Genomic DNA, 26,707 nt, shown 5'->3' with positions numbered 1-26,707 from the left:
AAAAAATGAAAATTGAATTTAAAAGACTGGATCATGTCATGCTTTGTATCCCGGTTGGCACCGAAAATGAAGCAAGAAAATTTTATGGAGAAGTCCTTGGCCTTCGGGAATTGACGGATCTCGGTTATGTATTACCAAAAGGTGCGATGTGGTTCGAGATCGGGGATGTACAACTTCACATCCGCGCTGAAAGTATACAACATTATTCCGAAAGACACCCTGCCTTCGAAATTACTAATATCAGGAATGCTCAGGAAATCCTCGAATCTCATGGCATAACTATTAAATATGAAAGCCTGATTCCTGACAGGATCCGGTTTTCTTTCCGCGATCCATTTGGGAACAGAATTGAGTTTTTGGAAATGCTCTGACAAAAATAAATCACGGAAAACATTGCTGTCTTCCGTGATTTATTATTTGATTGAAAATGTGCACTATTTTATATTGGCATGACAAATGAGTACCATTATTAAAAAGTTGTTCTGTTACTTGATGTTGCAACTTCCTGGTTTATAAATTCCAGTAAGTCATCATTAAGCGTTTCTTTACTGGTGTAAAACAGCCCATGCGGTTCGCCTTCGTAAACCACGTATTCAGCATTTTTAATCAATTCTGCTGTTAGATCACTACTGGCTTCTATGGGAACAATTTTATCTGCATCGCCATGGATAATCAACACAGGAATGTCTATTGTCGAAAGCTCATTTCTAAAATCAGTTTCGCTGAAACTACGGATACATTCAATGGTAGCGTGTCCAGAAGCCTGAATTGCAAGTAGTCCGTGCCAATGAAGAATTTCGTCTGATACGGCATTGTTCAATAGTGAATTGCCATAAAACATTTTTGCAAAAGAGGTTAAAAATTTAGGCCTGTCATCTTCCACTTCTTCAACAAACCCATCAAATAAATCCTGAGGCAAACCGGTTGGATTATCATCTGTTTTCAACATAAAAGGTACTACCGAACTGATCAGCACAGCTTTTGCTATTCGATCACTTCCATAAGTGCTCAGATAACGAACCACTTCACCACCACCCATTGAAAACCCAACGAGTGTAACTTCTCTTAAATCCAGAGCATCTAAAACAGCTTTTAAATCAGCCGCCAGGGAATCATAGTCATATCCATCCCAGGGTTTATCGGATTTACCAAAACCGCGACGGTCATAAGCAATACATCTTAAATTATTTTTTGGTAATTCATTAAACTGATATTCCCACATTTCGTGACTTAGTGGCCATCCGCTTATAAATACAACTGGTTTTCCTTGTCCCACTTCATGGACAAATAATTTTACTGGCTCGCCGTTAGTGGTTGAATTTGATTTGATAAACTTCATATTGGTTTTTGATTTGGTAAGAAAACTTATTTGTCATCTCCACTGCCGTTGTGCATGGAAAGATGTAATTGTAAGCCAGGTTCAAAATATTATACCAAACAACTATGGGTTGTAAGGCATACATTTAATGCTGTATTACACTTTGTACGATACAAATTGGGCTGGGAATACTGAAACAAATCGTAGAAAAATTGAAGCAGATCACAAAAAATTGCAAATGAATTTGGAAATGCAGGACTGATTTATGAAAACAAAATAAACATGAAAAGTGCAAAATTTGACCGAACCTGATCAAAAAGTCGTAAATGGGAAAAGTAATTCTAAATTTGCAATTGCATTCATCGCAGCGATAAAACCCCTTTATGTTTAAATACATTATCAGATTTCTAATTTTGTTACTATTTCTGGCCGGACTGACAGAAATCATTTTAAGATACAAATACGGCTTTTGTAATGCTCCGTTATACATTTCTGATCCCGATTTTGAATACATATATGCACCAAACCAAAATGCAAAGCGCTTTGGTAATGTAATCCAAACCAATAGTTTGTCAATGCGAAGCAAGGAAGTTTCTCCGTCAGACAGTCTTGTTATTTTGTTAATTGGGGATTCAGTAGTTAATGGCGGAAATCTGACGGATCAGGACAGTATTGCGACAACTATTCTTGAAAAACGATTTGTAAAAAAATATGGCAAAAAAATACGGGTTTTGAATATTTCGGCCGGCTCCTGGGGACCGGATAATATCGCAGCATTTTTAAAAAAATACGGATTATTCAAAGCAAAACTGATTTGTCTGGTTACTAGCAGTCATGATGCACATGATATTATGTCACATCAAAGTCCGGTGGGAATAGATCCGGGAATGCCTGATAAACAATATAAACTGGCATTAATGGAGCTATGGGACAGATATCGCTATTTAATCTTTTATAAATTAAATTCTTTCTTTTTTACGCCGGTTGCCGAAACAAAACAGCAAAAAGAAACAGAAGCAAAAAAAGATGAAATAAAACAGACTGTACCAGAGCCGGCTGTAAAGGATTCTATCAAGCATATTGAACTGAACGATGCCGGAATCCGCAAACCCGGAATTGGATTTAATCCAGGTTATGAGCAGCTTTATAATATGGCCAGAGCAGATTCCATTCCATTCTTCATTTATTTGCATCCCGAAATTTCAGAAATAGAACTGGGACATTTTAATGATCAGGGAGAAGAAATTATCCGGTTTGCGAAAGCGAATCATATCAGGCTGATCAACGAGTTTGATCTTGGTATTATTTTAAAGTATTACCGCGAAATGGATGTAATCCACTACAATAATTCAGGACAGTTATTTCTTGCCAATAACCTCTACCCTCTTTTTTCAGATTATCTTAAAAATATTCATTGATGCGCATTCTTGTCATTCACAACCAATTATGGGCACATTATAAATCGAAGCTATTTAGCGAGATCAACAATTGTCTGAAAGAGAAACATCCTGAAAGTAGATTTTTGGTTGTTCATATAGCCTTATACGAAGCAAGCCGAGGCAGCATGCAGGATGAAGATAATTTTCAGTATGTGTATCCATATCAGGTTTTGTTTAATCGCAGCCTGGATCAGGTTGGGTTTAAGGAAAGGTTTACCGCTCTCATTAAAGCTTTTGACGATTTCAAACCAACTATTTTAAACGTTACCGGCTACTTTGACCGGGCTCAGATTTTGCTAATGGTTTATGCCCGGGCAAAAGGTGTTAAAATAGTATTATCTTCTGAATCTTCATCTGCCGACAATAACCATTCTCTTATAAAAGAGAAAATTAAAAGCTGGATTTTAAACCAGGCTAATGCATTTTTTTGTTTTGGCAAAACTTCCGCCGATTATCTGATTAGTCTGGGTGTAAAACCTGCTCAGATTGCCGTAAATAATGCCGCCGTTATTGACGAAGATATGATCAGAGCAAATTATGATCTGGCAAAAAAGCAATCGGAAACGGGATTAGCGTCCGGCAACCATAATTTTATTTTTGTGGGCAGGCTCGCTCCCGAAAAAAATCTTGAAATGCTGATAAAAGCTTATGTTGCTTCACAAAAAGACATTTCTATTGCAAAACAATGGGGTTTACTGTTTGTTGGAGACGGGCCATCAAGATTAAATCTGGAAATATTGGCAAGGGAAAGTGCATTAGCTGATAAGATAAAATTTGCCGGCGGTTTTCCATGGCACAAAGTCCCGGACTGGCTGGCAAAAAGCGATGTACTTGTACTTCCAAGCTTATCTGAACCGTGGGGGTTGGTTGTGAATGAAGCAATGGTTTGTGAAATGCCTGTTATTGTTTCAAAAAACTGCGGCTGTGCAGAAGACCTTTTAGAAAATGGTACAAACGGTTTTACCTTTGATCCGAAAGTACAACCTGAATTAGAAAATTCCCTTCGGTTTTTTATTGAAAATCCTCATAAAATTCTTTCGATGGGCCTAGAATCAAAAAGATTAATTAAACGGTTTTCTTCAAAAAAAGTTGCTGCTGAAATGGTTAATTCTTATAGTAGCCTATGAAATCTGATTACACAATATATTTAGTATTGCTATCCACACATTAATCAAAACATGCGGATTTTAAACATATGCGCCTACACCTGGGCAATTGGCGGCCCGGCAAGGATCATTTATGATCATACCAATGAAGTACTTCGTCAGGGACATCAGGTAGATATTCTGAGTCCGATGACACCAGGTGAAAAAAGTTATCCTGTTCCGGAAGGTGCACGGCTGATAGAATGTGCCAGAACTACTCCGGTTAGCAATTATTACCGTGAATTTTCGATTGGTATGTACCAATACTTAAAGACACATATAACGGAATATGACGTCATTCACATGCACGGAATCTGGCATTTCGGCAGCCTGGCGCCATTCCTGATACCGAATCATGCTGTGATGGTGATAACCATTCACGGGCTTCTTGATAAATGGGCAGTAGCACATAGCAAATGGAAAAAAGACCTGGTTACCATTTTATATCAGAAAAGGCTTTTGGGCAAAGCTGACCTGATCCAGATTAATAATACAGATGAACAACAGGATGTAATCCGTTATCTGGGCTATGAGCCAAAAAATATGGTGATCATTCCAAACGGAATGAAGCTTTCGGAATATGCCAACCTCCCGAAAAAGGGTTTGTTTCGTAACAAACATCAGATCGGGACGGATCAGCAAGTGATCCTGTTTATGGGAAGGCTGAATATTAAAAAGGGTTTGGATCTCCTGCTTCCAGCCTTTCTGAAAGTGCACGAAAAACTACCGAATGCCATACTGATTCTAGCCGGTCCTGATGACGGTTATCAATCAGAAACGGAAGATTTTATTCAAAAGAATAATCTTGGAAATAAGATAAAACTGGTTGGTATGCTCACCGATACAGATAAAAAAGAGGCTTTATCTGATGCTGATCTTTTCGTACTTCCCTCCTATTCCGAAGGTTTTTCCATTGCGGTTCTGGAAGCTATGACTTCAAAAGTAGCCACGTTGGTATCTGACCGGGTTGGCTTTGGTGATTATATCAGGAAGTATAACGCCGCCTATCTTACACCTTTAAACAGTGATGGAGTAGCAAAAGGACTTCTTAAAATATTACAAGATCAGGATTATGCAGAAACATTGGTAAAAAGTGCGTACAAGATGGTTACGGAAAACTTTGACATCAAGGTAGTTGCCAATCAGTTATTGGAAGAATACAAGAAGATTAAGAAAATCTAACTACATTTGCACCACATTTTTTTGGCCATGTCATTACTTTAATATCGTATTTATCTTTGTATGATTGATTTATCCGTCATCATCTTAACGCACAATGAGTCCAGGCATATTGAAAGATGCATCAGGAGTCTGCAGCAGGTAACGGATAAAATTTTCATTGTTGACTCCTTTTCAACTGACAACACTTTATCAATTGCTTCCAGGCTTGGTGCCACGGTAGTTCAGAATCCGTGGGTATCTTATGCGTTTCAGTTCAATTATGGGATTCAAAATAATCCATTTAACACCAAGTGGGTTATGCGGATGGATGCAGATGAGTATATTACTTCTGAACTGGCTCAGGAACTCAAACAGAACTTATCTTTAACCCCGGCAGAGGTTTCGGGATTATATATAAAAAGGCGGGTTTATTTTATGAACCAGTGGATTCGGCGCGGAGGTTATTATCCAATTTGGCTGCTTCGGATCTGGCGACAAGGAATTGGCATTTGTGAAGAGTTGTGGATGGACGAGCATATTAAATTAAGCAGCGGAACCACGGCTCAGCTACAAAATGACATTGTGGACCACAATCTCAATAACCTGACCTGGTGGACTCAGAAACATAATAATTATGCAATACGGGAAGTTATTGACTTACTGAATATAAAATACAATTTTGACGAAAAGGCAACTGTACAACCCGATTTTTGGGGAAGCCAGGAACAAAGGACGCGTTTTTTAAAAATCAAATATGCAGGATTGCCACTTTTTACCCGGCCATTTCTGTACTTTATTTTCAGATATATAATCAAACTGGGATTTCTGGATGGAAAAAAAGGATTGATATGGCATTTTCTTCAGGGTTTCTGGTATCGCTTCCTTGTTGATGCCAAAATTTATGAAGTTTACCAACAGGCGGGAAAAAACAAGCAGGACATTATTACACATTTCAGGACAGAATATGGAAAAGATCTCAAAAGCCCGAACCAGTCTGTCCGGATATAACAATAGCTGGTACAAACCCGGAAGCCGTTTAAAACAATTTCTATGGTATGTCGCTTCCCGTTTTTTTATTAATACATATATACCTTTTCCAATGTTTGTCAAAAGAATAATTTTGAGATTATTTGGAGCAACGATTGGTGATAATGTTGTTATAAAACCAAAAGTTAATATCAAATATCCATGGTATCTGAAGGCTGAAAGTGACATTTGGATAGGTGAAAAAGTGTGGATCGACAACCTCACAATGGTGACTTTGGAATCAAACGTATGCTTGTCACAGGGATGTTTACTGCTGACAGGTAACCATGATTTTACAAAGACTACTTTTGACCTCATCGTTAAACCAATAGTAATTGAAACCGGAGCCTGGATTGGAGCAAAATCAACAGTGTGTCCGGGCGTAACAGTAGGTTCCCATGCTGTGCTGGCGGTAAGCTCAGTTGCGAACAAAAATCTGGAACCATACAGTATTTACCAGGGAAACCCGGCAGTTTTTGTAAAAACAAGAAATATTACACATTGAAAGTAAGTATCATTACTGTCGTATTTAATGGCATTGCCACTTTACAATCCTGTATCGAATCAGTATTGATGCAGGACTATGAATTTATAGAGTACATAATTATCGACGGTAATTCGACTGACGGTACAAAAGAGCTGATTAAATCTTATGGAAGCAGAATTCATCAATTTATAAGCGAACCTGATAAGGGAATTTATGATGCTATGAATAAAGGAATAGCAGCTGCAACCGGAGATGTAATTGGTGTTTTGAACGCGGACGATTTTTATGCGTATCACTCAGTTATATCCGATGTTGTAAATGCTTTAAAAGTTAGCGGCGCGAATGGAAGTTACGGGGATCTGGATTATGTTGATGCTGCAAATGATTTGAAAGTGAAGAGAAAATGGATTTCCGGAGAATTTAAAACCAGTTCATTTTTAAACGGCTGGATGCCCCCACATCCTACATTTTTCCTTCAGAAAACTATTTATGATAAACACGGAAGTTTTCGTCTGGATATGGGAAGTGCGGCAGATTACGAGCTTATGTTGCGCATGATTGAGAAAATAGGCATAAAACTTGTTTACATTCCAAAAGTATTGGTCAAAATGAGAGATGGGGGTGTGAGCAACAGTAGCTTTAAAAATCGTTTGGCAGCCAACCGAAATGATAAAAGAGCCTGGGAGGTTAATCATTTAAAACCCCGCTTTTACACATTACTACTTAAACCATTAAGGAAAGTATCACAGTTTCTATAAAAGGACAAGGTTTGTAGTATTATATTACATTAATTTTAACAAATATTTTGACATTCAAGAGTATACCTTTCATTTTGTTCTAATAATTCACCAAATTTGAACAAAAGAAGTCTGAACTCTTCATAATGTAGTTAATTCATCATCATTAAAATGGAACCAACGCTACCCTTGCAGATATTAGCAGACGGAAATATTAACAACATCATTCACCATGATGTTTATCAATGCATTCTTTCCTTTCTGATAGCCTGCTTCCTTTCGATCATTTCCATTCCGGTTATTATTAATTTATCTAATCTGCTGCATCTGACTGCCAAACCGGGTTTCAGAAGTTCGCATAAAACAGAAACGCCTACACTTGGTGGAATTGCCATTTTTGCAGCATCACTGATCGCTTACTTTCTTTGGCCTCATTCTGAAAACATTTTAGAGTCAAATATCATTAACCTTTCCATGACCGGAATTGTAATCCTGTTTTTCCTGGGTTTGAAGGATGATATTCTTGCGGTTGATCCTACAAAAAAATTAATTATACAAATTTTTGCTTCCCTGATACTTGTGGCGATGGGAAATTTTAAAGTCGACAACTTTTATGGAATTTTTGGAGTTCATGCCGTTTCAGACTTTGTCAGCATACCGCTTACCGTATTTATTTTTATTGCCCTTATTAACGCGATCAACCTGATTGACGGAATTGACGGGCTTGCGGGCGGAATCAGTTTGATTGCGAGCTTAGGTTTCGGTATCTGGTTTATTTTAAATGATCATTTCTCATTTGCATGCCTCGCATTTGCTTTGTCCGGCTCACTACTCGGATTTTTAAGGTTTAACTTCTCTCGTACCAGCAAAATTTTCATGGGTGATACCGGTTCTCTCATTGTTGGATATCTGCTTTCTATTTTTGCGGTTGAATTTCTCTCTCTGAATGTTGGTTACCTGCACGATCCAACTGCCTACTTCAATGCCCCTATTATTGTAATGGTATTACTGATTGTTCCTATTTTTGATACATTAAGGGTTTTTATTGTTCGCATAGTAAAAGGTGGCTCTCCTTTCGTTGCTGACAGAAATCACATGCATCATATATTGATCGACAGCGGGCTTAATCATTTTTGGGCTTCATTCACTCTCTGGATGGTTACGATTTTAAATACAACGCTATTTTTTGTATTTCACGGTGATATTACTAATACAGCATCCATGTATATATATATTGGTATGTTTGTTGTATATATGGTCGTTGCTTATTACATGAAAAAAAGAGCTATATCCAGGAACAGGAAAAAAAGCTGGCTGAAAATCCTACTTTCCAAAGCAAAGATATTTCTCCTACTAAAAAGGCTTTTAGAGACTTATGATTTTGACCTTGTTTTAAAACTCCGGCATGCCATTAATATGCTTGTAATATTCATGGCGTTTTATTGAATGTTTGTACCTTAGCACGAAATAATTGTCCAAAAGGTATGAACAAAAAGATCAGAAAAGAAGACGCTCTTTACTACCACTCAAAAGGAAGGCCCGGTAAAATACAGGTTATTCCAACCAAAGAGACAAACACACAACGAGACCTTTCATTAGCTTATTCCCCTGGCGTCGCGGAACCATGCCTGGAAATTGCAGAAAATGTTGAAAATGCTTATTTATACACTGCGAAAGGAAATCTGGTTGCAGTAATTAGTAATGGAACAGCCGTTCTTGGGCTGGGTGATATTGGACCGGAAGCTTCCAAACCGGTTATGGAAGGTAAAGGCCTGCTATTCAAAATATATTCCGATATTGATGTATTTGATATTGAGCTCAATACAAAAGATGTCGACGAATTTGTAAGAACGGTTAAAATACTCGAACCAACTTTTGGCGGTATTAACCTGGAAGATATCAAGGCTCCGGAGTGTTTTGAAATCGAAGCGCGCCTGAAAAAAGAATTGAATATTCCGGTTATGCATGATGATCAGCATGGTACGGCTATCATAAGCGCGGCAGCGATGCTTAATGCATTGGTACTTGTTGGAAAAGATATCAAAGATATCCGTGTAGTAGTATCCGGTGCCGGTGCTTCAGCTATTTCATGTACCAAGCTCTATGTTGCGCTTGGTGCCGACCTGAAAAATATTGCCATGTTTGATACTAAAGGCCATATTCATTTAGGAAGAACAGATTTAGGTGAGATGAAAAGCCAGTTTGCAACTGAAGTTGTTTACAATTCTCTGGAAGAAGCTATGGTTGGTGCCGATTTGTTTCTGGGTTTGTCCAAGGCAGATGTTGTGTCGAAAGATATGGTGAAGTCAATGGCAAAAGACCCTATCGTTTTGGCAATGGCAAATCCAAATCCTGAAATTCCTTATCCTGATGCTATCGAAGCGCGCGAAGATGTCATTATGGCTACCGGTCGGTCCGACTATCCTAACCAGGTTAATAACGTTTTGGGTTTTCCTTATATTTTCAGAGGCGCGCTTGATGTTAGAGCAACTGAGATTAATGAAGAAATGAAACTGGCAGCTGTATATGCACTTGCTGAACTGGCTAGAAAACCAGTACCGGATATCGTGAATCTTGCCTATGGTGAAACGAATATCGTTTTTGGTAAAAATTATATTATTCCAAAACCAGTTGATCCAAGGTTATTGACTATGGTAGCTCCGGCTGTTGCAAAAGCAGCTATCGCAACAGGTGTTGCGAAAAAAATTATTACGGATTGGGATGCGTATGATATGGAATTATCTAACCGTCTGGGGCGTAATGAGCAACTTTCACGTGTGATCCTTAACAAGGCCAAGTTAAATCCAAAGAAAGTAGTTTTTGCAGATGCCGAAAATATTCAGGTACTAAGAGCCGCCCAGCAGGTTCGTGACAGAAGGAATTGCGATTCCTATTTTGTTGGGTAATAAAGAAACTGTTCTGAACCTGATTAAAGAAAGCAAACTCGATTTGGGCGATATCTCCATCATAGACCCGCGAGCCGAAGAAAATGAAAAAACCATTGATCTATATGCAAACCTGCTTTATGAAAAAAGAAAACGTAAAGGGCTTACTCCAATAGAAGCTCACCGTACTATTTATTTCAGAAGTTATTTTGGATCCATGATGGTAGAAAACGGGGAAGCTGATGCACTTATTTCGGGGCTTACCAGAACATATCCCGATACTATTCGTCCGGCTTTACAAGTAATCGGTAAAGAAGATGATGTGAATAAAGTGGCGGGTATGTACATATTACTGACTCCAAAAGGCCCTCTTTTCTTCTCGGATACGACTGTTAATCTTGACCCGACCGTTGACGAAATTGTTGAAATTACTGAATTGACCGCCAGAGCAATCGAACAGCAATTTAATGTTCAGCCACGTATTGCGTTGGTAACATACGCCAATTATGGCAGTGCAGCAGGAAAAGATGCAGAGAAAATGAGTGCGGCTGCGGCTATTCTTAAAAAGAAAAATCCGGATATGATCGTTGAAGGAGAGTTACAGGCTCACTTAGCTTTCAACACAGAATTGTTAAAGGAAAACCATCCTTTCAGCACTTTAATCGATGGTGGTGCAAATACCTTGATTTTCCCTAACCTATCCGCAAGTAACATTGCTTATAACTTACTAAAAGAAGTAGCTGAACTGGAAACAATCGGGCCTATCCTGTTGGGTATGAAAAAACCGGTTCACGTTCTTCAGTTGGGAAGTTCTGTTCGCGAAATTGTAAATATGGTGGCAATCGCTGTTGTAGAAGCACAAATGAAGCAGTAAAAAAGACATATTGTAACGATAGAAATAGCCGCCCAAAACTAAACGGGCGGCTATTTTACGTTTTAAGGCTTCATTAATACTAATGCCGGATTGTACAATTTGGCATGAATTTGTTTCAGTTTATCTTCCTGAAATTTGATCACTTTTCTGTCGTAGGTCATCAATCCATTAGTTTCTACTTCAACGTCAGTCGTTTGCGTATAGACTGCCGCGGATAATCCCTTTCTGATCAACGGCTCCAAAGTCACCATGAAAGACGCATATTTGTCATACAACTCCTCTTTATTTTTAAAGCTCTGATAGCCCCAATTGTCTTTCTGTTGCCAGGTATGTTGATCAACTGGTAAGCCAAGTCCTCCAAATTCACCCAAAACAATGATTTGTTTTGCTCCGAAAATATCTGGTCTTGGCATCACAGGCGAAGGATAGTTATGCATGTCAATAATATGGCCAACCGGATAAAAATTACCACCACTTGCACTGTTTACTAACCGGCTTGTATCATATTTCATTGTCCAGTTGGTTATTTCTTCCGTTTTGAATTGTCCCCAGGCTTCATTAAACGGAACCCAGACAACAATAGACGGAAAGTTATAATTCGCATCAATAATAGCCTTCCATTCTGTTTTATAAATATTTTCCGATTCCGGCGTCCTTTTCTGATCGGTTTCCGCGCCCGTAATACCTGGACGCTGTTCCCAGTTATTTCCAAGATCGCCGCTTGGCATGTCCTGCCAAACGAGCATTCCGAGTTCGTCACAATGCCGGTACCATGTGGCTGGTTCTACTTTAACATGCTTACGGATCATATTAAAACCCATTTCTTTTGTTTTTACAATATCAAATTTCAATGCTTCATCAGTTGGAGCGGTATACAATCCATCAGGCCACCAGCCTTGATCCAAGGGGCCGTACTGAAATACAAACTGATTATTGAGCAACATTCGTTGTACGCCATTCTGATCCGGCTGCATGGATATTTTACGCATGGCGAAATAACTTTTCACTTCATCAACAACTTTACCGTTTCTTATTACCGTAATATTAAGATCGTATAAAAAAGGATTTTCCGGCGACCATAATTTTGGATTTTTAATACTTAAAACAGCATCAGAATTGGGTAGTGACTCTAATTCCGCAACTGGCTGAGAGCCATCCAAGGCCGTTATTTTTACCTTATCACCAGCCTGAGAATTCTTTACAGTCGCGAGGACATTTACAGATTGTTTGTCTATATCACTCGTTTGTTTTGTAGACTCAACATAGGTATTGGCAACGGTTTCGAGCCAAACGGTCTGCCATATACCGGTAACTGGTGTGTACCAGATACTGTTAGGATTTTTAATCTGTTTACCTCTTGGCTGTGGCCCGTCGCTGCTAGGATCCCAGACTCTTACAACGATTTCCTGCTGATTTCCTTTAACAAGTAATGAGGTAATATCAAATGAAAAAGGATCATATCCGCCTTTGTGTTTGCCAGCTACTTTACCATTTACATAAACATCACATTCCCAGTCAACTGCGCCAAAGTGCAATAAAACATTTTGATTTTTGATCTTATTAGAGAATGTAACAGTATTCTGATACCAAAGTACACTGTCTTTTCCGACCCGCCTTCCAACGCCTGACAATGCTGATTCCACTGAAAATGGAACAAGAATTTTGCCATTAAACCCGGTAGGTTTCGTTTCAGATCCTGATACGGGAACAATCGCATAATTCCATAGCCCGTTGAGGTTTACCCAGTTACCCCTTACCAATTGCGGTCTGGGATATTCCGGATGCGGCTGTAACGGGTTTACTTTTTCCGCCCAGGGCGTTATGATCTTACCTTCCACAATTTTCCATTTGGGTGCATTTTGAGCTAATGTAACTCCATGTGCCAACCAAAAACTTAATGCTAAACAGAGTAGTACCCTTTTCATTTAATAAAACAGTTATATTCAAAAAGTATTGAAACAATTTGAAAGAAAAGGATTTTCTTATATCCCTCTACTGACTGCAGTATAAAATTGGAGCATTACTGATGTTTAGGAATCTGATTAAAATTATTATCCAAACGAATATTTCAAGTGATAGTTAGTAGCTTTGATACAGTTTACTAATAACAAATGTTCCTAAAATGAAAACAATATATTCATTCATATTTTGCTGTTTTATAGCCCATACTTCGTTCAGCCAGGATTTTTCAGATAAGATTACGCTGGTGATACATGGAGGAGCCGGCACTATTACCAGGGCCAATATGACAGCGGAAAAGGAAAAGGCATATCGGGAAGCTTTAAATCTGGCTTTGCAAAATGGTTATTCAGTTTTAAAACAAGGTGGAACAAGCTTGCAGGCAGTAGAAGCAGCCATTATGGTAATGGAAAATTCACCTTTGTTTAATGCAGGAAAAGGTGCCGTCTTCACCAATGAAGGCAAGAATGAACTGGATGCATCTATTATGGAAGGCAAAACCCTTAAAGCGGGTGCCATTGCAGGTGTAACCACAATTAAAAATCCAATACGTGGTGCAATTGCTGTAATGGAGAAATCGCCTCATGTATTGATGGCAGGAAAAGGTGCTGATTTATTTGCAAAAGAACAAGGATTAGAAATTGTTGATCCTTCTTATTTTTATACCGAAGCACGTTATAAGGCCTTACAGGAAGCAAAAAAAGAAGAGAAAATTGAATTGGATCATTCAGAAAATACAAAAAAAGAAATCAGGAAAAATCCAAAAACCGGGTTTATAAACGTCGAAGAACTGATTTTTACAGAAGGGAAAAAATTTGGAACAGTTGGTTGTGTTGCTTTGGATAAATTCGGAAACCTGGCAGCAGGTACATCCACTGGTGGCATGACTAACAAAAGATACGGTCGTGTGGGCGATGCACCCATTATTGGTGCCGGCACTTATGCAAACAATGAAACCTGTGCTGTATCTGCTACGGGACATGGAGAGTTTTTTATCAGGTCGGTTGTTGCCTATGATATTTCTGCATTGATGGAATACAAAGGCCTTTCGGTAAAGGATGCTGCCAATGAAGTAGTTATGAAAAAACTTGTTCAGCGCGGAGGAGAAGGGGGCGTGATTGCTTTGGATAGAAACGGCAATATTGCCATGCTGTTTAATAGTGAAGGAATGTATCGCGGCTATATCAAAGGTGACGGGAAAAGTGAAATCATGATTTACAAGGATGAAGCTGATAAATAATTAAAAACTGTTTTAACTGTTTTTACAGGTATAATTTACTTCATTGATACAAAATAACAGAAGTTGATCGTTTTCAATTTAACGCTGTAAACTGGTTAACTTCCTGTTCCAACCCATGAATTACTTTTATAAAATTTGCATATTATTTCTTCTTGTAAGCTCATCCTGTTTTGCAACACATATTAAAGGTGGCGAGATCAGGGCTGATCATATTTCAGGTCAAACCTACAAAATATCTGTTTTGCTTTACATTGATCTTTCATCAAGTGCTTCTGATGCACAAACCGATGTTTCTGTTTGTATGGGAGATCAGAACGTAATAACGGCAAAACGGGTTGCGATCTTGCAATTGCCTGAAAAAGGGGTTACAGTTAATACGTTTGAAGCAAATTACACCTATCCGTCTCAAGGTCGATTTCAGATTTCTGCGTCAATTAATGATCGTAACAGTGCAATTAATTTTCCGAAAGGAAATGAAAGTCCTCTTTTCTTGTGGACAGTCATAAGTACTGAATTAGTGAATTCTACACCTGTAATGCCATATCTTACCTTTAGTGCCGGTGTGAAGCAGGTATTTTCCATTGACCTGAAACCAGCTAATACGGATGGCGATAGTATAAGTGTGCGGTTACAAAAACTTAGTAAAGGGTCTCCTGGAACTTGCAAGGTAAGAATGATTGATTCAACTTATATTTATCCAAATGATGTTACCACAACAGGTACTTTCAAAATTAATCAGGCTGAAAAAAAACTAACCTGGATTGCCCCTGAACAAGTTGGAAGCTATTTATATGCAATGGTGGTTTATGAATGGCGGGATGGAATTAATATTTCGGAAAGCTATCGGGAAGGAACAATTGATGTCAGTGATAAACCTGGGTCTACAGTAGAAATCCCTACGTATGAATATGCCGAAAATCCAGGCGAAATAATCACAGCTATACCTTCACTTGATTCGCCTGAAATATCAATATTAGTTGAGGCTTACCCCGTTCCTACTGAAAACTTTGTTACTGTAAAAGCTTATAGTAAAAAGCAATCGGTAATCCGGTTACAATTGATCGACATGCAAGGCCGTGTATTGGACGAAATTAAATCTCAGACGCCGCAAGCAAGTATTGAAGAACAATTTGATTTAAGGAAATACCCAAAAGGCATTTATATTATCCGCGCAGAGAACGATATTGAATCAGTATCCCAAAAGATATTACGCTAACAGGTTTCATTACCAGCCATTATTAAATTCATGCAGGTTTGCTATATTTGTAATCTATACAAATAAGATACCTGCAACTGTTGAAAAAACCTCTATCCATATTATTGCTGTTGCTGCTCACATGTAATATGATGGGATTTTCGATATACACTTTGCTAAATGCAAGTGAGGTCGATAATCAATCTGATAAGGTTGGGGGAATGGTTTTAAAAATGCCATTTTCAGTGCCTTATGTAACGGATTGGCAAATCACAGATAATGGTGAAGACGAATTACTCCAGGGCGATGACCACTATCAAATCATAAGCCGCAACGTTGTTAATGACACGCTTTATGTTCATTGTCGTTATACTGAATCTTCCCGGGACCGCTTCTGGGAATTAGTTTCAGATTATGATGAGCATTTAAAAACATCTGATGACGGCACTGAAAATCGTGGAGGCAAAGTGATGAAAAACCTGATAAAAGAGTACATGTCTACTGATCGAAGGCTTACTTTTTTTATTATTGAATGGATTGCCCCTGAAATTTATCCGCACATTGTGATTAACTCGGCATCTTTTATTAGCTCTGTTTCTACTCCTCCTCCCAATTTTTCCTGAAATAATGATCAGATTTCCAAAATATGCCTTTTTTGAAATAGGAAAGGCTTAAATCTGACATATGTTAGCATGGAAATAAATTCGAAATTATAAAATCATGAGCAGTTGATTCTTTCTGCTTATTAAATCAGCTATGTATAAAAATTTACTTATTAGTCCAAAAATATTGGGTTGGTGTTGCTTTCTGTTACTTTTCACGATCGGTTTTTCCTCTTTTTCACAAACCATAACTGGTAAAGTAAGCACTGAAAATGGCGTGGCGTTAGAAGGAGTTACGGTGTTACTAGGCGATACTAAAATAGGAAGTACGACAAATCAGGACGGTATGTTTAAACTGGAACAAGTAGCAAGAGGCAACTACATCCTGCACATTTCCAATGTTGGATATGCCCGTCAGAAGGTAAGAGTATCTGTAAAGACGGGAGAGACAACTAACCTTGCAATTATTCTTAAAGAAGAAATTTCAAATCTTAGTGAAATAATTGTTGAAGAAAGAAAGAATAACATTCAGGTTGAAAGGCTTCCCGACATTCATAATTCATTTCTGATAGGAGGTAAAAAAAATGAAGTTATAGAAATGGGTGGTCTAAATGCAAACGTGACAGAAAAAACAGGAAGGCAGATATTTGCCAAAGTTCCGGGAGTATTTGTATATGATATGGATGGCAGTGGCAATCAGGTAAATATATCTACAAGAGGGCTTGATCCTCATCGTTCCTGGGAATTTAATATCCGGCAGAATGGTATCATTACCAATTCGGACATGTATGGCTATCCTGCCAGTCATTACAGTCCGGCAATGGAATCTATTGAAAGGGTTGAACTCATACGCGGTTCATCTTCCCTGCAATATGGTGCTCAATTTGGCGGGATGATCAATTATATTACCAAAACTCCTGATACAACCAGGAAATTCAATTTTGAAACCATAAATACGGCTGGATCTTACGGGCTTTTTAGCTCTTACAATGCTATTGGAGGGAAAGTTGGAAAACTGTCCTATTCCGCATATTACCAAAAACGTGATTCGAAAGGATACCGAAAAAATGCTAATTCAAGTGCAGAATCGCAATTTGTAAGCCTTACTTATGCTGTAAGTCCAGGATTAAATATCAAAGCTGAACTGGGACGTTCTACTTATGTTTATAAAATTCCCGGACCACTCTCAGACGCTATGTTTGCAAGTGATCCACGGCAATCTACCAGATCCAGAAATTATTTTAATCCGGACATTTATGTTCCTTCGATAGTAATTGACTGGAAATTAAACCCATTGACACGGCTGAAATGGACAAACTCAGGGCTTTATGGCAGCCGTAACAGTGTGATGTTCGATGCCTTTGCTAATGTGAAGGATACAATAAATCCAGCCACAAACCAGTACAAAAATCGCCAGGTAGATATAGATAATTTTAAGAGCTTTACCTCTGAGTTGCGCCTGGTTCACCAGTATCAAATTGCCGGAATGACTAATTTTATTGCAGCCGGAGTTCAATATATGCATAACAATCTTCGTCGAAGACAATTAGGAGTTGGTACGACAGGAAGTGACTTTGACCTGTCGGTTAAAAATGGTGTATTCGGAAGGGACATGTATCTGAAGACAAAAAACATTGCACTTTTCATTGAAAACCTGATTTATATCACACCCAAGTTCACAGTTTCACCTGGTATTCGTATTGAATCCGGCACTACAAATATGACTGGTACCATCAGTTACTATGACCCCGGAAATTTACCTAATAAGATCAGCCATAAGTTTCCATTGCTCGGGATTAATACGCAATACAAAATTTCTCCCCTTCAAAAGTTTTATGCTGGTTTTTCCCAGGCATATCGTCCGGTCGTTTTTAAAGATATTATTCCGGCGTCAGTATTGGAACAGGTCGATAAAAATTTGAAAGATGCAAAAGGATATAATCTGGAAATAGGTATGAATGGCAATATCAGGTCTTTACTAACATATGATGTGAGCCTTTTTCAAATATTATACAATAACAGAATGGGTACCATGTCTTTGAGAAATGAGGCGGATCAGGCCTATCTTTTACGGACCAATACCGGAAACACGCGTACACAAGGTGTAGAGGCATATCTTGAATACAAACCTGTTCGCATTAAAAGCAAATCGGATGTAATTACTGAGCTTTCTCTTTTTACGTCAACATCATATTTTCATGCAAGATACATTAAAGGAAGAGCGGTAGCGGATAATATTAACACCGATATCGTTGGAAATAAATTAGAAGGTGTTCCAACCTGGATAAGCAGAAATGGTCTTCAGTTGCAACATAATGGTTTGTTTGCAACGTTACAATATAGCTTTGTAAGTTCTAACTTTTCGGATCCACTTAATACAGTAACTCCGTCTGTTAATGGTACTAAAGGTAAAGTGCCGTCATATGGCATATGGGATTTAAATACTACTTTACGTTTCGGTAGTCAGTATACCTTAAAGGCCGGTATTAATAATTTGCTCAATAAAAGCTACTATACAAAAAGGCCTACGATGTATCCCGGAGCCGGAATATGGAGTTCTGATGGCAGAAGCCTGGTAGTTTCGTTTGGCATTAAGATATAATACTATAACTGATTATGGTGTAAAGACTTTATCATAGGTTAATTATAATTCAGTAAAACGGCTGGTCTAATGACCAGTCGTTTTCTTTTAATTTTCAAAGTAAATTGTTTTGATTTTCCAGAATTATTTTGAAAAAGGAATATTCCTAATTTCCTACTGCCATTTGTACTGACCCTATTTTATCCTGAAACAGCCTGTATCTGAGCAACATTTCTTTGATCATTGGCGCGTGGGAAAAAGTAATCATATGGCCAGCGTCATTGAGAAAAATATATTGAGCGCGCCTGCTTTTAATATGTTTTTTAGCAAAGTCGATATTAGAAGGGTCTGCAATCCAGTCATTTCCTCCCTGGATCACTGTTGTTGGTACATTCAGGTTTTGCCACACCGGTAATAGCTTTTTCAGTTCATCAGCATGTGTATACTTCTCAGCAGTGGCAGTATTAAATTCACCCGGCAAAAAGAGCTGTATAAATGAATTACGGCCCCATTTTGAAAACCAGTAAAATTTTTCTTTTTCCGGATCAATTACCGGTGAGATCATAATAAGTTCCTTTACTTTCTCCGGAACCATTGAAACCAGTTTTGCAGCAATAGGCGCCCCATAGGACCGGCCCAAAACAATGACTTTCTGACTGGAATGGTTCAGATCAAAAACCGGCAAAAGTGCGTTAGCCTGTGTTTCTATTGAAGTTACTGAACGACGTTTCTTTAATCTTGATTTTCCGTACCCTACTCTGTCAACAGAAACAATATGAAAGTATTTCTGCAGGTCAGCATCATCCATAATATTCATGTAGCCCCATAATGAACCGGGTGCGCCATGGATCAGCAACAACATTGGCAATGTATCCGCACCTACACTTGCAATACAAAGAGAAAGTGTATCATTCCGGATAATTTGTATTTCGGGTTTTATCTCCTTGGAAGCGTAGTGTTTTCTAACCTGTTTGGCTGAAATAATATATCGGGAAAAGCAGGATGTCAGCAAAACTGAAAAAATCAGAACAATGAAACCCGAACGAAAAAATTTATAGCTCAACATAGAAACACAATCATATTACTGATAACGACATTACTATATACATCAATATACGATATATTATGCAAAAAGGACTGGTGCTTAGTTTTTTTTACAACAATTGTTAAAAACTCAACATTTCTGTATGTTTATTTGTTAAGCAATAAAATAATGCCAATCCACTTCTGATTTTAATTATAGATCAATAAAAAAGTAAATTGATGACCGCCAACCACCAGAATGTATTTTTGCAACGCCTCGCTGAGCAAAATGAAACTTATCGTTATAAACTACCATCCAGGCAAGAAGCAGGTAAGTTTATTCAACAGCTTATTAATTTTTTATTTCCTATTAGTTACGACTGTCTGCAAAATGATAAGGCTAAGGATGCATCACAAGCTTATGATGAGCTACGAATGAAACTCAGATGCATGCTGGAGCCATTAACACCGCAGCTGGAAGATAATAAAAATGCTATTTTGGATCATGTATTTGAACAGATTCCCGAAATCTATGAAATGCTGCTCAGAGATGCCCAGTCCATTACTGATAATGATCCAGCGTCTGTCAGTATTGAAGAGGTCATTGCATTGTATCCGGGATTTATGGCCATAGCTACTTACCGGATTGCACACATACTTGCAAAATTAGGAGTACCATTGTTACCCAGAATGCTGACAGAATTTGCCCATAGCCAAACCGGAATAGATATTCATCCCAATGCGATAATAGGCCATTCATTTTTTATTGATCATGGGACGGGCATTGTTATCGGGGAGACTACCCATATCGGCAATAATGTAAAATTATATCAGGGTGTAACCTTGGGTGCTACTTCGGTTTCCAAATCACTGGCTACAAGTAAAAGACATCCAACTATTCAAGATAATGTTGTGGTTTATGCCAATGCAACAATTTTAGGCGGAGATACAGTAATCGGTCATGATTCAGTAATTGGCGGGAATGCCTGGCTGGTAAGAAGCGTACCTCCTTATTCTCAGGTATATCACCAAAGTAAAGTAGAGGTACGCCCGCAATCGATTCCTTCTATTACGTAAGGCTTTTTATAAACCTGCGTACTGTATCCATGTAAATCGGTTCAGCCTGCGATAATGCATACCTGGGTTGTGTTGTCATTGTTATAGAAATAAAACCGTATGTCAGGCACCACCATTCGTAGTATGTTTTGGTAACAAGCTCTGCTGCTTTGGGCCTCACAGTGGCTATCATTTCCCAAACTGGATTATCCTTGATGGTCATAGCCTGGGAATATACACGCTTTGAGTCGCAGTATGCACCTTCCAGATTGAACATAACCTGATAAACTTCCGGATTTTCGACAGCAAAATTCCAGATACATTGCGCCACTTCAGATAATCGTTTTTCGGAATTACTGAAACGGGTTTTTATTTTTATAAACTCAAGTTGTAAAAAATCAAACCCTTCGATCCGGATTGATTCAAGTAACTTGTCTTTACTTTCAAAGTATTCATATAAAATTGGAGGGGCTATACTCAATCATTTCAGCTATTTTCCGAATTGAAACTGCCGTCCACCCACCTTCCCGGGCAATTTCTTTCGCTGTTTTAACTATATCGGAACGTACCTGTATTTTCAGCCGCTCCCTGCGATCGGTTATTCCCATATTGAAATGTTCTTTTTTACCTATTTAAAAACAATTAATTACATCAAATATAACCATATAGTGAATAAATAAAATAACCTGTGTTAAAATATCTGTTACTGTTAGATCACTTTTGAATTGTATTCTTTTCAAGCTTTTCGGTTAACTTATAATTGGCTTCCTGAGCTCTTAATTTAAATCGTGATTCATCTGTGATCCGCAAATTATTCTGATACATGTCCAGCCTTACCGACTTCTGATTATCATTAGCATAGTTTCTTAAAACCATTCGCGTCTGATTTTTCAATACTTCATCCAATACAGGAAAACAGATATCAATTCTTCTATGCAGATTACGGTATGTCCAATCGCAGGAAGAAAAGAATATTTCATCATTACCCCGGTTACCGAAGTGAAATATTCTCGTATTTTCGGTGTACCTATCCACATGCCTGCTTACTATAATATTATCGCTGATGGATGGTAAGCCGGAAATAAGGCTGCTGCTTTCACTCACAATTACATGAACCGGAACTCCGGCCTGCCCTGCCTGATAAAGTTTATCTATCAAAATATGATCCTGAAGCTGGTTTACCTTGATTGTTACAAAAGATTTTAAGCCCGCATTACAGTTTGCAATTTCCCGGTCGATCAGGTCAACCAATCTTTTTTGAAAATTAAACTGAGTTACCATCAAATAATTAAATGGCAGGTACTTATACTTTTTAGGTTCATCCTGTGTAAATAAATATCCGAATAACAGTTCGAGTTCATTCGTTAGCTCACGATGACTGGTAAGCATGGCATGATCTACAATTTCCCTGCTTGTCAGCTTATAAAAACTACCTGTACCTAAAAATGCGTAACGCTCCCACCCTTTTTGCATTTTGCGTTTAACGAGTGCCATCTTTGCATGCACCTTTAGATTAGGAACACTAATAACAATTTTCACTCCCGCCTCACGCATTTTACGAGACCAATGTAAATTTTCATAAATATCCACCTTGGTATTCAGCTCTACGTAGGTTATTACCCGCTTACCATTACGCGCAGCACTAATTAAAGAATTTAGTATAAAGGAGTTAGGGCTGATTTTATAAAGTGAAACATGAATTTCCTTCACAAAGGGATCTGTTGCAGCCTCATTAAAAAACCGTACAATCGGTTCATAGGAATGATATGGTAAGTGGAACAGCTGATCTGCCTTTTGAATGGTATCAAATACGGATGTCTTATCGTCAAAATTGGGATTTTGTAAAGGCTTTTGAACGGAATAATCGAGTTTTTTAAATAATGCAGGAAATCCGGAAAGATCCTGCATGAATATATATGGCCCGCGTTCATGAAATTCGTTCATCTGAATACCCGCTTTGTTGAATAAATATTCACGCATTTCCAAAGGCATCCCAGTTTCATAAAAGAACTGAGAAGGCATTACAAAATTTCTTTTGTCCAGCTGTTTTAATATTCTTTGCGAAATTTGAACAGGATATTCATCTTCGATCATAAGCTCTGTATCACGCTCCGCACGGATTGCATAACTATCAATAACTGAATAACCTGGAAATAATAATGGCAGGTTTTCCCTGATAACATCCTCTATAAATGTTACGTATTTTCTTCCTTCATATTCCGGCAATTCCAAAAACCGCCCAAAAGGCTCAGACGGCACGTTTACGGTAGCATACAAATCTACCTGCTCATCATTTGACCAGTTAAGCCTTACTACAAGGTACAGCTGCTTTGTCTCAAAAAATGTTACTTTGGAATTTCTTCTTCCGTCGAGAAAGACTGGCTGTAAGTATCTGAACAGTTTATTTATAAAGAAATTTCTGATAAAAGGTAAATGCTCCGAAACGAAAGATTCTTTGTAGTAAAAATGAACTCCCTGTTCATTCAGTGCTGGTAATATTCCTGTTACTAATATATCGTTAAATTCTCTAAGCTGATTTTCCAGGGTTTCATACACATGTTCAAGCAAAGAATGAGGGTATATGTTTAGTTTAGCCCGTATGTCATCACTCGCTTCACCCATAGCCAGCAAGTTGGGAATCCTTACCCTATAAAACTCCTCTGTCTGATTGGAATACGTACTCAAAAACCGTAACCGCTCCCTTAAAGGAACTGATTCATCGTTGGCTTCTAATAATAATCGGTAGTTATTAGACAGCCAGCTTAAATTAATGTCAAAGTAAGGATACGAAACGTCAATCATTTATTAAATCAAAAAAATTCAAATTTAGGTACAATATAAAGACATTTAATGGGTAAGGATATAACTTTGCATCATTAATAATAACGTTGTACGGCGAGCGTCCACTGTTACACATATAGGCAAACCTTTTAATTTATACTATTTATGCGTTATCAATTATTAGGCCGTTCAGGATTAAGAGTGTCTGAAGTTTGTCTTGGAACCATGACATTTGGCACAGAATGGGGCTGGGGAGCAGACAAACATGAGAGTTTCAGGATTTTTGACACTTTTGCAGATGCGGGTGGAAATTTCATAGATACAGCCAACCGGTATACAGAGGGTTCATCTGAAAAATTTGTAGGTGAATTCATTGAAACTGATCGTGATCACTGGGTACTTGCTACCAAATTTACATTAAAGGACAGAAACGATGATTTGAATTTTGCCGGCAACCATCGCAAAAATATGATGCGGTCGGTACAGGCCAGTCTGAAACGGCTAAATACTGATTACATCGATCTGCTTTGGGTTCACATGTGGGATAATACCACTCCAACAGAAGAAGTAATGCGTGGCCTTGATGATCTCGTAAGCCGTGGACTGGTTCATTATATTGGGATTTCGGATACGCCGGCCTGGATTGTTTCTCAGGCTAATACCATCGCCGATTTTCGCGGATGGAATGCCTTCACAGCCTTACAATTCGAATATTCCTTATTACAGCGTACACCTGAAAGAGATCTGATCCCTATGGCAAAAGCACTGGATCTTGCAGTCACTCCCTGGGGAGCAATTGGTGGTGGCGCCCTAACAGGGAAATATTTACGAGGAGAATCAGGACGTGTACCTGACGATAGCCAGAGACGCAATAAACATAGTAGCATAATTGCTCAAACTGTGGTGGATATTGCCAATGAAATCGGAGCAACACCGGCACAGGTTGCAATTAACTGGACACGCCAGCGACAACAGGTTATGATACCAATTATCGGAGCATCCAGATCCATACAATTACAGGATTCTCTTGGTTGCCTTAACTTCCGGATACAAGAAGAATTTTTGAAAAAATTAAATGAGGTCAGTAAAATTGAGTTGGGCTTTCCTCATGAATTCCTCAAATCCGATGGAGTAAAAGAAGAAGCTTTTGGAGGAATGTATGACCTTCTGGATAACCACAGGCAATAAAATTGTAATAAAAGTGAGAGATAGTTTATGGGTTATCTCTCACTTTTTATTTATTTTCCCCATTGAGCCGGGTTCACTCTCCATGAACTCAGGCTTGCTACTTGTGATTCTGTGATGTAATTGTGTTCCAATGCTGATTCAATCAGCGCGTTGTAATTACAGATCGTACTCAATTTCACATTCTTCTCTTTGAAATTCTGTTCAGCTATTTCAAATCCATATGTAAATATTGCAGCCATACCAGCTACTTCAATTTCTGCTGAACGCAATACATCCACCACTTTCAGAGAACTTCCTCCGGTAGATATCAGATCCTCGATGATAATAACTGATTGCCCTTTTTCCAGACGCCCTTCGATCTGGTTGCCCATACCGTGTTTTTTAGGCTCAGGACGAACATAAGCAAAAGGTAATTCCAGGATGTCAGCAATTAATGCACCCTGTGCAATTCCGCCGGTCGCAACGCCAACAATAGCTTCCACGTCCGGATATTCCTGCCTGATCAGATCAGCCAGTACTTTTTTAATATATGTCCGGGTATCCGGGTAAGATAAAGCAACCCGGTTATCACAGTATATTGGTGACAACCAACCCGAACTCCACGTAAAAGGTTTGTCAGGACTTAATTTAATAGCTTGGGCTTCCAGCAGTAATTCGGCAACACGTTTATCTGTCATCTGATCGTTTGGTATTTATTCTTCCTTGTCTTCTTTTTTATTGTTATGAACAAGCAATTTATCAATACGGCTTCTGTCCATATCTATTACTTCAAATTCAAAATGTTTCCAGGTAAATTTTTCACCTTCCTGAGGGATGTTTTCTAAAATGTAAAGCACAAATCCGCCCAACGTATTAAATCCTGTGAGTTCGCGCCTTTCCGAATCCTGGATATTCATATGAAAATATTGCAGGAAATTATCAAATGGAAGCTGAGCATCAATTAGAAAACTGCCATCTTCACGTTTCACTATCTCAGATGCTTCTTCAATATCTTCCGAGATATCCCCAACCAATGCGTCCATAATGTCGTGCATGGTAATCACACCCAACATTCCGCCATATTCATCCACAATAATCCCAAAATAAACCCTTTGTTCTTTGAATTTTTCAAGAGCCTGGTAAGCCCTATTACTTTCAGGAAGATAAACCGGCTCCTTAATAATTGTATTCATGTGCGCCAGCTGATCCTCAATATCAGTAGCTATAAGGTCTTTAACGTAGATTAAACCGACTACATCGTCCACCGTATCCCGACAAACAGGATAGATAGAATGCCTGGACTCGAATATTTTCGCTTTGTTTTCCTGAACGGTATCTTCAATATCTAGCCACACAATTTCCTGGCGGTTTGTCATGAGTGAAGTTACCTTCCTGTCTCCGAGCTGGAAAACATTGTGCACAATCTCCTGTTCAATTTCTTCAAATACACCACCCGAGGTTCCTTCCTGAATCAGGCTTTTTATTTCCTCCTCTGTGACTGAATTTTCACTTTGTTTGATATTTAATAGTTTGATGATCAAATCACTGGAAAAACCCAACAGACTAATGAACGGAGCGGTTATTCTTGAAAGCAGGTTCATCGGCTTGGCCATAAAGGTGGAAATCGCCTCCGGATTGGCCATTCCTATTCGCTTGGGAACAAGTTCTCCCAGAACAAGGGATAAATAGGTAATAAAAACCAGAACAGTTCCAACAGCTAACGTATGACTATAAGGTTTTAAAACAGTGATCCTGGATATAAATAATTCAAAATCTGCAGTAATGTTATCACCACTATACATACCTGTCAACAGGCCGATAAGCGTAATGCCAATCTGAACTGTTGAAAGAAACCTTGTCGGTGAATTAGCTAAATGCAGGGCAGCTTTGGCACTGGAATCACCGTTTCTGGCGGCAGCCTCTAAACGTGATTTTCTTGAAGAAACAAGTGCTATCTCCGACATCGAAAATATACCGTTGACAAGCACTAAAAGTAAAATGATCAGGAGTTCCAATAACAATTAATTTATT

22 protein-coding genes and 1 pseudogene are annotated in these 26,707 nt (G+C 38.5%); 15 read left to right on the top strand and 8 right to left on the bottom strand.

The features are described 5' to 3' along the window. Positions 1-5 precede the first annotated feature (5 nt). Positions 6-371: a VOC family protein gene (locus tag KZC02_RS29050; RefSeq protein ID WP_221391866.1), complete on the top strand. Its 366-nt coding sequence runs from the start codon at positions 6-8 to the stop codon at positions 369-371. Between the two features lie 98 nt (positions 372-469). Here KZC02_RS29050 and KZC02_RS29045 read toward each other — a convergent pair whose 3' ends face one another. Next, positions 470-1,339: an alpha/beta fold hydrolase gene (locus tag KZC02_RS29045; protein ID WP_221391865.1), complete on the bottom strand. Its 870-nt coding sequence runs from the start codon at positions 1,337-1,339 to the stop codon at positions 470-472. A 362-nt stretch (positions 1,340-1,701) separates the two neighbouring features. Here KZC02_RS29045 and KZC02_RS29040 point away from each other — a divergent pair, with 362 nt between their 5' ends. From KZC02_RS29040 to KZC02_RS29005, 8 genes and pseudogenes are all read left to right on the top strand, one after another. Continuing rightward, the gene (locus KZC02_RS29040; RefSeq protein WP_221391864.1) at positions 1,702-2,736 is read left to right on the top strand and encodes a hypothetical protein; all 1,035 of its coding nucleotides are present in this window, start codon (positions 1,702-1,704) and stop codon (positions 2,734-2,736) included. Next, on the top strand, positions 2,736-3,884 hold the full coding sequence (locus tag KZC02_RS29035; protein ID WP_221391863.1) for a glycosyltransferase family 4 protein: 1,149 nt from the start codon (positions 2,736-2,738) through the stop codon (positions 3,882-3,884). Before KZC02_RS29040 ends, KZC02_RS29035 begins: the two co-directional genes overlap by 1 nt. Before the next feature lie 51 nt (positions 3,885-3,935). Further along, entirely contained in the window at positions 3,936-5,084 is a 1,149-nt protein-coding gene (locus KZC02_RS29030; protein WP_221391862.1) for a glycosyltransferase, read from the top strand. A 60-nt stretch (positions 5,085-5,144) separates the two neighbouring features. Then, positions 5,145-6,071: a glycosyltransferase family 2 protein gene (locus tag KZC02_RS29025; RefSeq protein ID WP_221391861.1), complete on the top strand. Its 927-nt coding sequence runs from the start codon at positions 5,145-5,147 to the stop codon at positions 6,069-6,071. Beyond that, positions 6,028-6,594 (top strand): WcaF family extracellular polysaccharide biosynthesis acetyltransferase, encoded by a 567-nt coding sequence (locus tag KZC02_RS29020; protein ID WP_221391860.1) that lies wholly within the window; start codon positions 6,028-6,030, stop codon positions 6,592-6,594. Before KZC02_RS29025 ends, KZC02_RS29020 begins: the two co-directional genes overlap by 44 nt. Then, positions 6,591-7,334, top strand: coding sequence for a glycosyltransferase family 2 protein (locus tag KZC02_RS29015; RefSeq protein WP_221391859.1), 744 nt, complete (start codon positions 6,591-6,593; stop codon positions 7,332-7,334). Before KZC02_RS29020 ends, KZC02_RS29015 begins: the two co-directional genes overlap by 4 nt. 150 nt (positions 7,335-7,484) lie before the next feature. Next, complete coding sequence (locus tag KZC02_RS29010) at positions 7,485-8,759, top strand: MraY family glycosyltransferase (protein WP_221391858.1); 1,275 nt, start codon at positions 7,485-7,487, stop codon at positions 8,757-8,759. A 38-nt stretch (positions 8,760-8,797) separates the two neighbouring features. Further along, a pseudogene (locus KZC02_RS29005) lies at positions 8,798-11,072 on the top strand (NADP-dependent malic enzyme). A gap of 62 nt (positions 11,073-11,134) precedes the next feature. Here KZC02_RS29005 and KZC02_RS29000 read toward each other — a convergent pair. After that, positions 11,135-12,997 carry a glycoside hydrolase family 2 protein gene (locus KZC02_RS29000; protein WP_221391857.1) on the bottom strand — a complete coding sequence of 621 codons (1,863 nt, stop codon included), beginning with the start codon at positions 12,995-12,997 and terminating at the stop codon, positions 11,135-11,137. A 197-nt stretch (positions 12,998-13,194) separates the two neighbouring features. Here KZC02_RS29000 and KZC02_RS28995 point away from each other — a divergent pair, with 197 nt between their 5' ends. The 4 genes from KZC02_RS28995 (at position 13,195) to KZC02_RS28980 (ending at position 18,670) form a co-directional block, all read left to right on the top strand. Next, positions 13,195-14,271: an isoaspartyl peptidase/L-asparaginase family protein gene (locus KZC02_RS28995; RefSeq protein ID WP_221391856.1), complete on the top strand. Its 1,077-nt coding sequence runs from the start codon at positions 13,195-13,197 to the stop codon at positions 14,269-14,271. A gap of 115 nt (positions 14,272-14,386) precedes the next feature. After that, the gene (locus tag KZC02_RS28990) at positions 14,387-15,487 is read left to right on the top strand and encodes a T9SS type A sorting domain-containing protein (RefSeq protein WP_221391855.1); all 1,101 of its coding nucleotides are present in this window, start codon (positions 14,387-14,389) and stop codon (positions 15,485-15,487) included. Between the two features lie 80 nt (positions 15,488-15,567). Beyond that, the gene (locus tag KZC02_RS28985; protein ID WP_221391854.1) at positions 15,568-16,089 is read left to right on the top strand and encodes a hypothetical protein; all 522 of its coding nucleotides are present in this window, start codon (positions 15,568-15,570) and stop codon (positions 16,087-16,089) included. Positions 16,090-16,222: 133 nt separating this feature from the next. After that, positions 16,223-18,670: a TonB-dependent receptor gene (locus tag KZC02_RS28980; RefSeq protein WP_221391853.1), complete on the top strand. Its 2,448-nt coding sequence runs from the start codon at positions 16,223-16,225 to the stop codon at positions 18,668-18,670. Between the two features lie 145 nt (positions 18,671-18,815). Here the strand turns inward: KZC02_RS28980 and KZC02_RS28975 are convergent, their stop codons facing one another. Beyond that, positions 18,816-19,715 carry an alpha/beta fold hydrolase gene (locus KZC02_RS28975; RefSeq protein WP_221391852.1) on the bottom strand — a complete coding sequence of 300 codons (900 nt, stop codon included), beginning with the start codon at positions 19,713-19,715 and terminating at the stop codon, positions 18,816-18,818. A 197-nt stretch (positions 19,716-19,912) separates the two neighbouring features. Between KZC02_RS28975 and epsC the strand changes: the two genes are divergently transcribed. After that, on the top strand, positions 19,913-20,749 hold the full coding sequence (gene epsC, locus KZC02_RS28970) for a serine O-acetyltransferase EpsC (RefSeq protein WP_221391851.1): 837 nt from the start codon (positions 19,913-19,915) through the stop codon (positions 20,747-20,749). Here the strand turns inward: epsC and KZC02_RS28965 are convergent. From KZC02_RS28965 to ppk1, 3 genes are all read right to left on the bottom strand, one after another. After that, the gene (locus KZC02_RS28965; protein WP_229253880.1) at positions 20,742-21,209 is read right to left on the bottom strand and encodes a TetR/AcrR family transcriptional regulator; all 468 of its coding nucleotides are present in this window, start codon (positions 21,207-21,209) and stop codon (positions 20,742-20,744) included. The two genes, epsC and KZC02_RS28965, sit on opposite strands and share 8 nt — an antisense overlap. Further along, positions 21,181-21,336 carry a hypothetical protein gene (locus tag KZC02_RS32290; protein WP_229253879.1) on the bottom strand — a complete coding sequence of 52 codons (156 nt, stop codon included), beginning with the start codon at positions 21,334-21,336 and terminating at the stop codon, positions 21,181-21,183. The genes KZC02_RS28965 and KZC02_RS32290 overlap by 29 nt, the downstream gene beginning before the upstream one ends. A 106-nt stretch (positions 21,337-21,442) precedes the next feature. Continuing rightward, complete coding sequence (gene ppk1 / locus KZC02_RS28960) at positions 21,443-23,530, bottom strand: polyphosphate kinase 1 (protein ID WP_221391850.1); 2,088 nt, start codon at positions 23,528-23,530, stop codon at positions 21,443-21,445. Positions 23,531-23,674: 144 nt separating this feature from the next. On the opposite strand from ppk1, the gene KZC02_RS28955 reads away from it, so the two are divergent. Next, positions 23,675-24,697, top strand: a complete 1,023-nt coding sequence (locus KZC02_RS28955) for an aldo/keto reductase (protein ID WP_221391849.1) — start codon at positions 23,675-23,677, stop codon at positions 24,695-24,697. A 50-nt stretch (positions 24,698-24,747) separates the two neighbouring features. Here the strand turns inward: KZC02_RS28955 and pyrE are convergent, their stop codons facing one another. Both pyrE and KZC02_RS28945 read right to left on the bottom strand, forming a co-directional pair. Next, positions 24,748-25,374 (bottom strand): orotate phosphoribosyltransferase, encoded by a 627-nt coding sequence (gene pyrE / locus KZC02_RS28950; protein WP_221391848.1) that lies wholly within the window; start codon positions 25,372-25,374, stop codon positions 24,748-24,750. A 15-nt stretch (positions 25,375-25,389) separates the two neighbouring features. Then, entirely contained in the window at positions 25,390-26,691 is a 1,302-nt protein-coding gene (locus KZC02_RS28945) for a hemolysin family protein (protein ID WP_221395227.1), read from the bottom strand. Positions 26,692-26,707 lie beyond the last annotated feature (16 nt).

This window comes from Dyadobacter sp. NIV53 (assembly GCF_019711195.1).
GTDB lineage: Bacteria > Bacteroidota > Bacteroidia > Cytophagales > Spirosomataceae > Dyadobacter.
This window is presented reverse-complemented; position numbering and strand designations above follow the sequence as displayed.

Excerpts from the sequence above, each read along its gene's own strand:
- KZC02_RS29050 (WP_221391866.1), top strand. The coding sequence starts at position 6 with ATGAAAATTGAATTTAAAAGACTGGATCATGTCATGCTTTGTATCCCG.
- KZC02_RS29045 (WP_221391865.1), bottom strand. The coding sequence starts at position 1,339 with ATGAAGTTTATCAAATCAAATTCAACCACTAACGGCGAGCCAGTAAAA.
- KZC02_RS29040 (WP_221391864.1), top strand. The coding sequence starts at position 1,702 with ATGTTTAAATACATTATCAGATTTCTAATTTTGTTACTATTTCTGGCC.
- KZC02_RS29035 (WP_221391863.1), top strand. The coding sequence starts at position 2,736 with ATGCGCATTCTTGTCATTCACAACCAATTATGGGCACATTATAAATCG.
- KZC02_RS29030 (WP_221391862.1), top strand. The coding sequence starts at position 3,936 with ATGCGGATTTTAAACATATGCGCCTACACCTGGGCAATTGGCGGCCCG.
- KZC02_RS29025 (WP_221391861.1), top strand. The coding sequence starts at position 5,145 with ATGATTGATTTATCCGTCATCATCTTAACGCACAATGAGTCCAGGCAT.
- KZC02_RS29020 (WP_221391860.1), top strand. The coding sequence starts at position 6,028 with ATGGAAAAGATCTCAAAAGCCCGAACCAGTCTGTCCGGATATAACAAT.
- KZC02_RS29010 (WP_221391858.1), top strand. The coding sequence starts at position 7,485 with ATGGAACCAACGCTACCCTTGCAGATATTAGCAGACGGAAATATTAAC.
- KZC02_RS29000 (WP_221391857.1), bottom strand. The coding sequence starts at position 12,997 with ATGAAAAGGGTACTACTCTGTTTAGCATTAAGTTTTTGGTTGGCACAT.
- KZC02_RS28995 (WP_221391856.1), top strand. The coding sequence starts at position 13,195 with ATGAAAACAATATATTCATTCATATTTTGCTGTTTTATAGCCCATACT.
- KZC02_RS28990 (WP_221391855.1), top strand. The coding sequence starts at position 14,387 with ATGAATTACTTTTATAAAATTTGCATATTATTTCTTCTTGTAAGCTCA.
- KZC02_RS28980 (WP_221391853.1), top strand. The coding sequence starts at position 16,223 with ATGTATAAAAATTTACTTATTAGTCCAAAAATATTGGGTTGGTGTTGC.
- KZC02_RS28975 (WP_221391852.1), bottom strand. The coding sequence starts at position 19,715 with ATGTTGAGCTATAAATTTTTTCGTTCGGGTTTCATTGTTCTGATTTTT.
- epsC (WP_221391851.1), top strand. The coding sequence starts at position 19,913 with ATGACCGCCAACCACCAGAATGTATTTTTGCAACGCCTCGCTGAGCAA.
- KZC02_RS32290 (WP_229253879.1), bottom strand. The coding sequence starts at position 21,336 with ATGGGAATAACCGATCGCAGGGAGCGGCTGAAAATACAGGTACGTTCC.
- ppk1 (WP_221391850.1), bottom strand. The coding sequence starts at position 23,530 with ATGATTGACGTTTCGTATCCTTACTTTGACATTAATTTAAGCTGGCTG.
- KZC02_RS28955 (WP_221391849.1), top strand. The coding sequence starts at position 23,675 with ATGCGTTATCAATTATTAGGCCGTTCAGGATTAAGAGTGTCTGAAGTT.
- pyrE (WP_221391848.1), bottom strand. The coding sequence starts at position 25,374 with ATGACAGATAAACGTGTTGCCGAATTACTGCTGGAAGCCCAAGCTATT.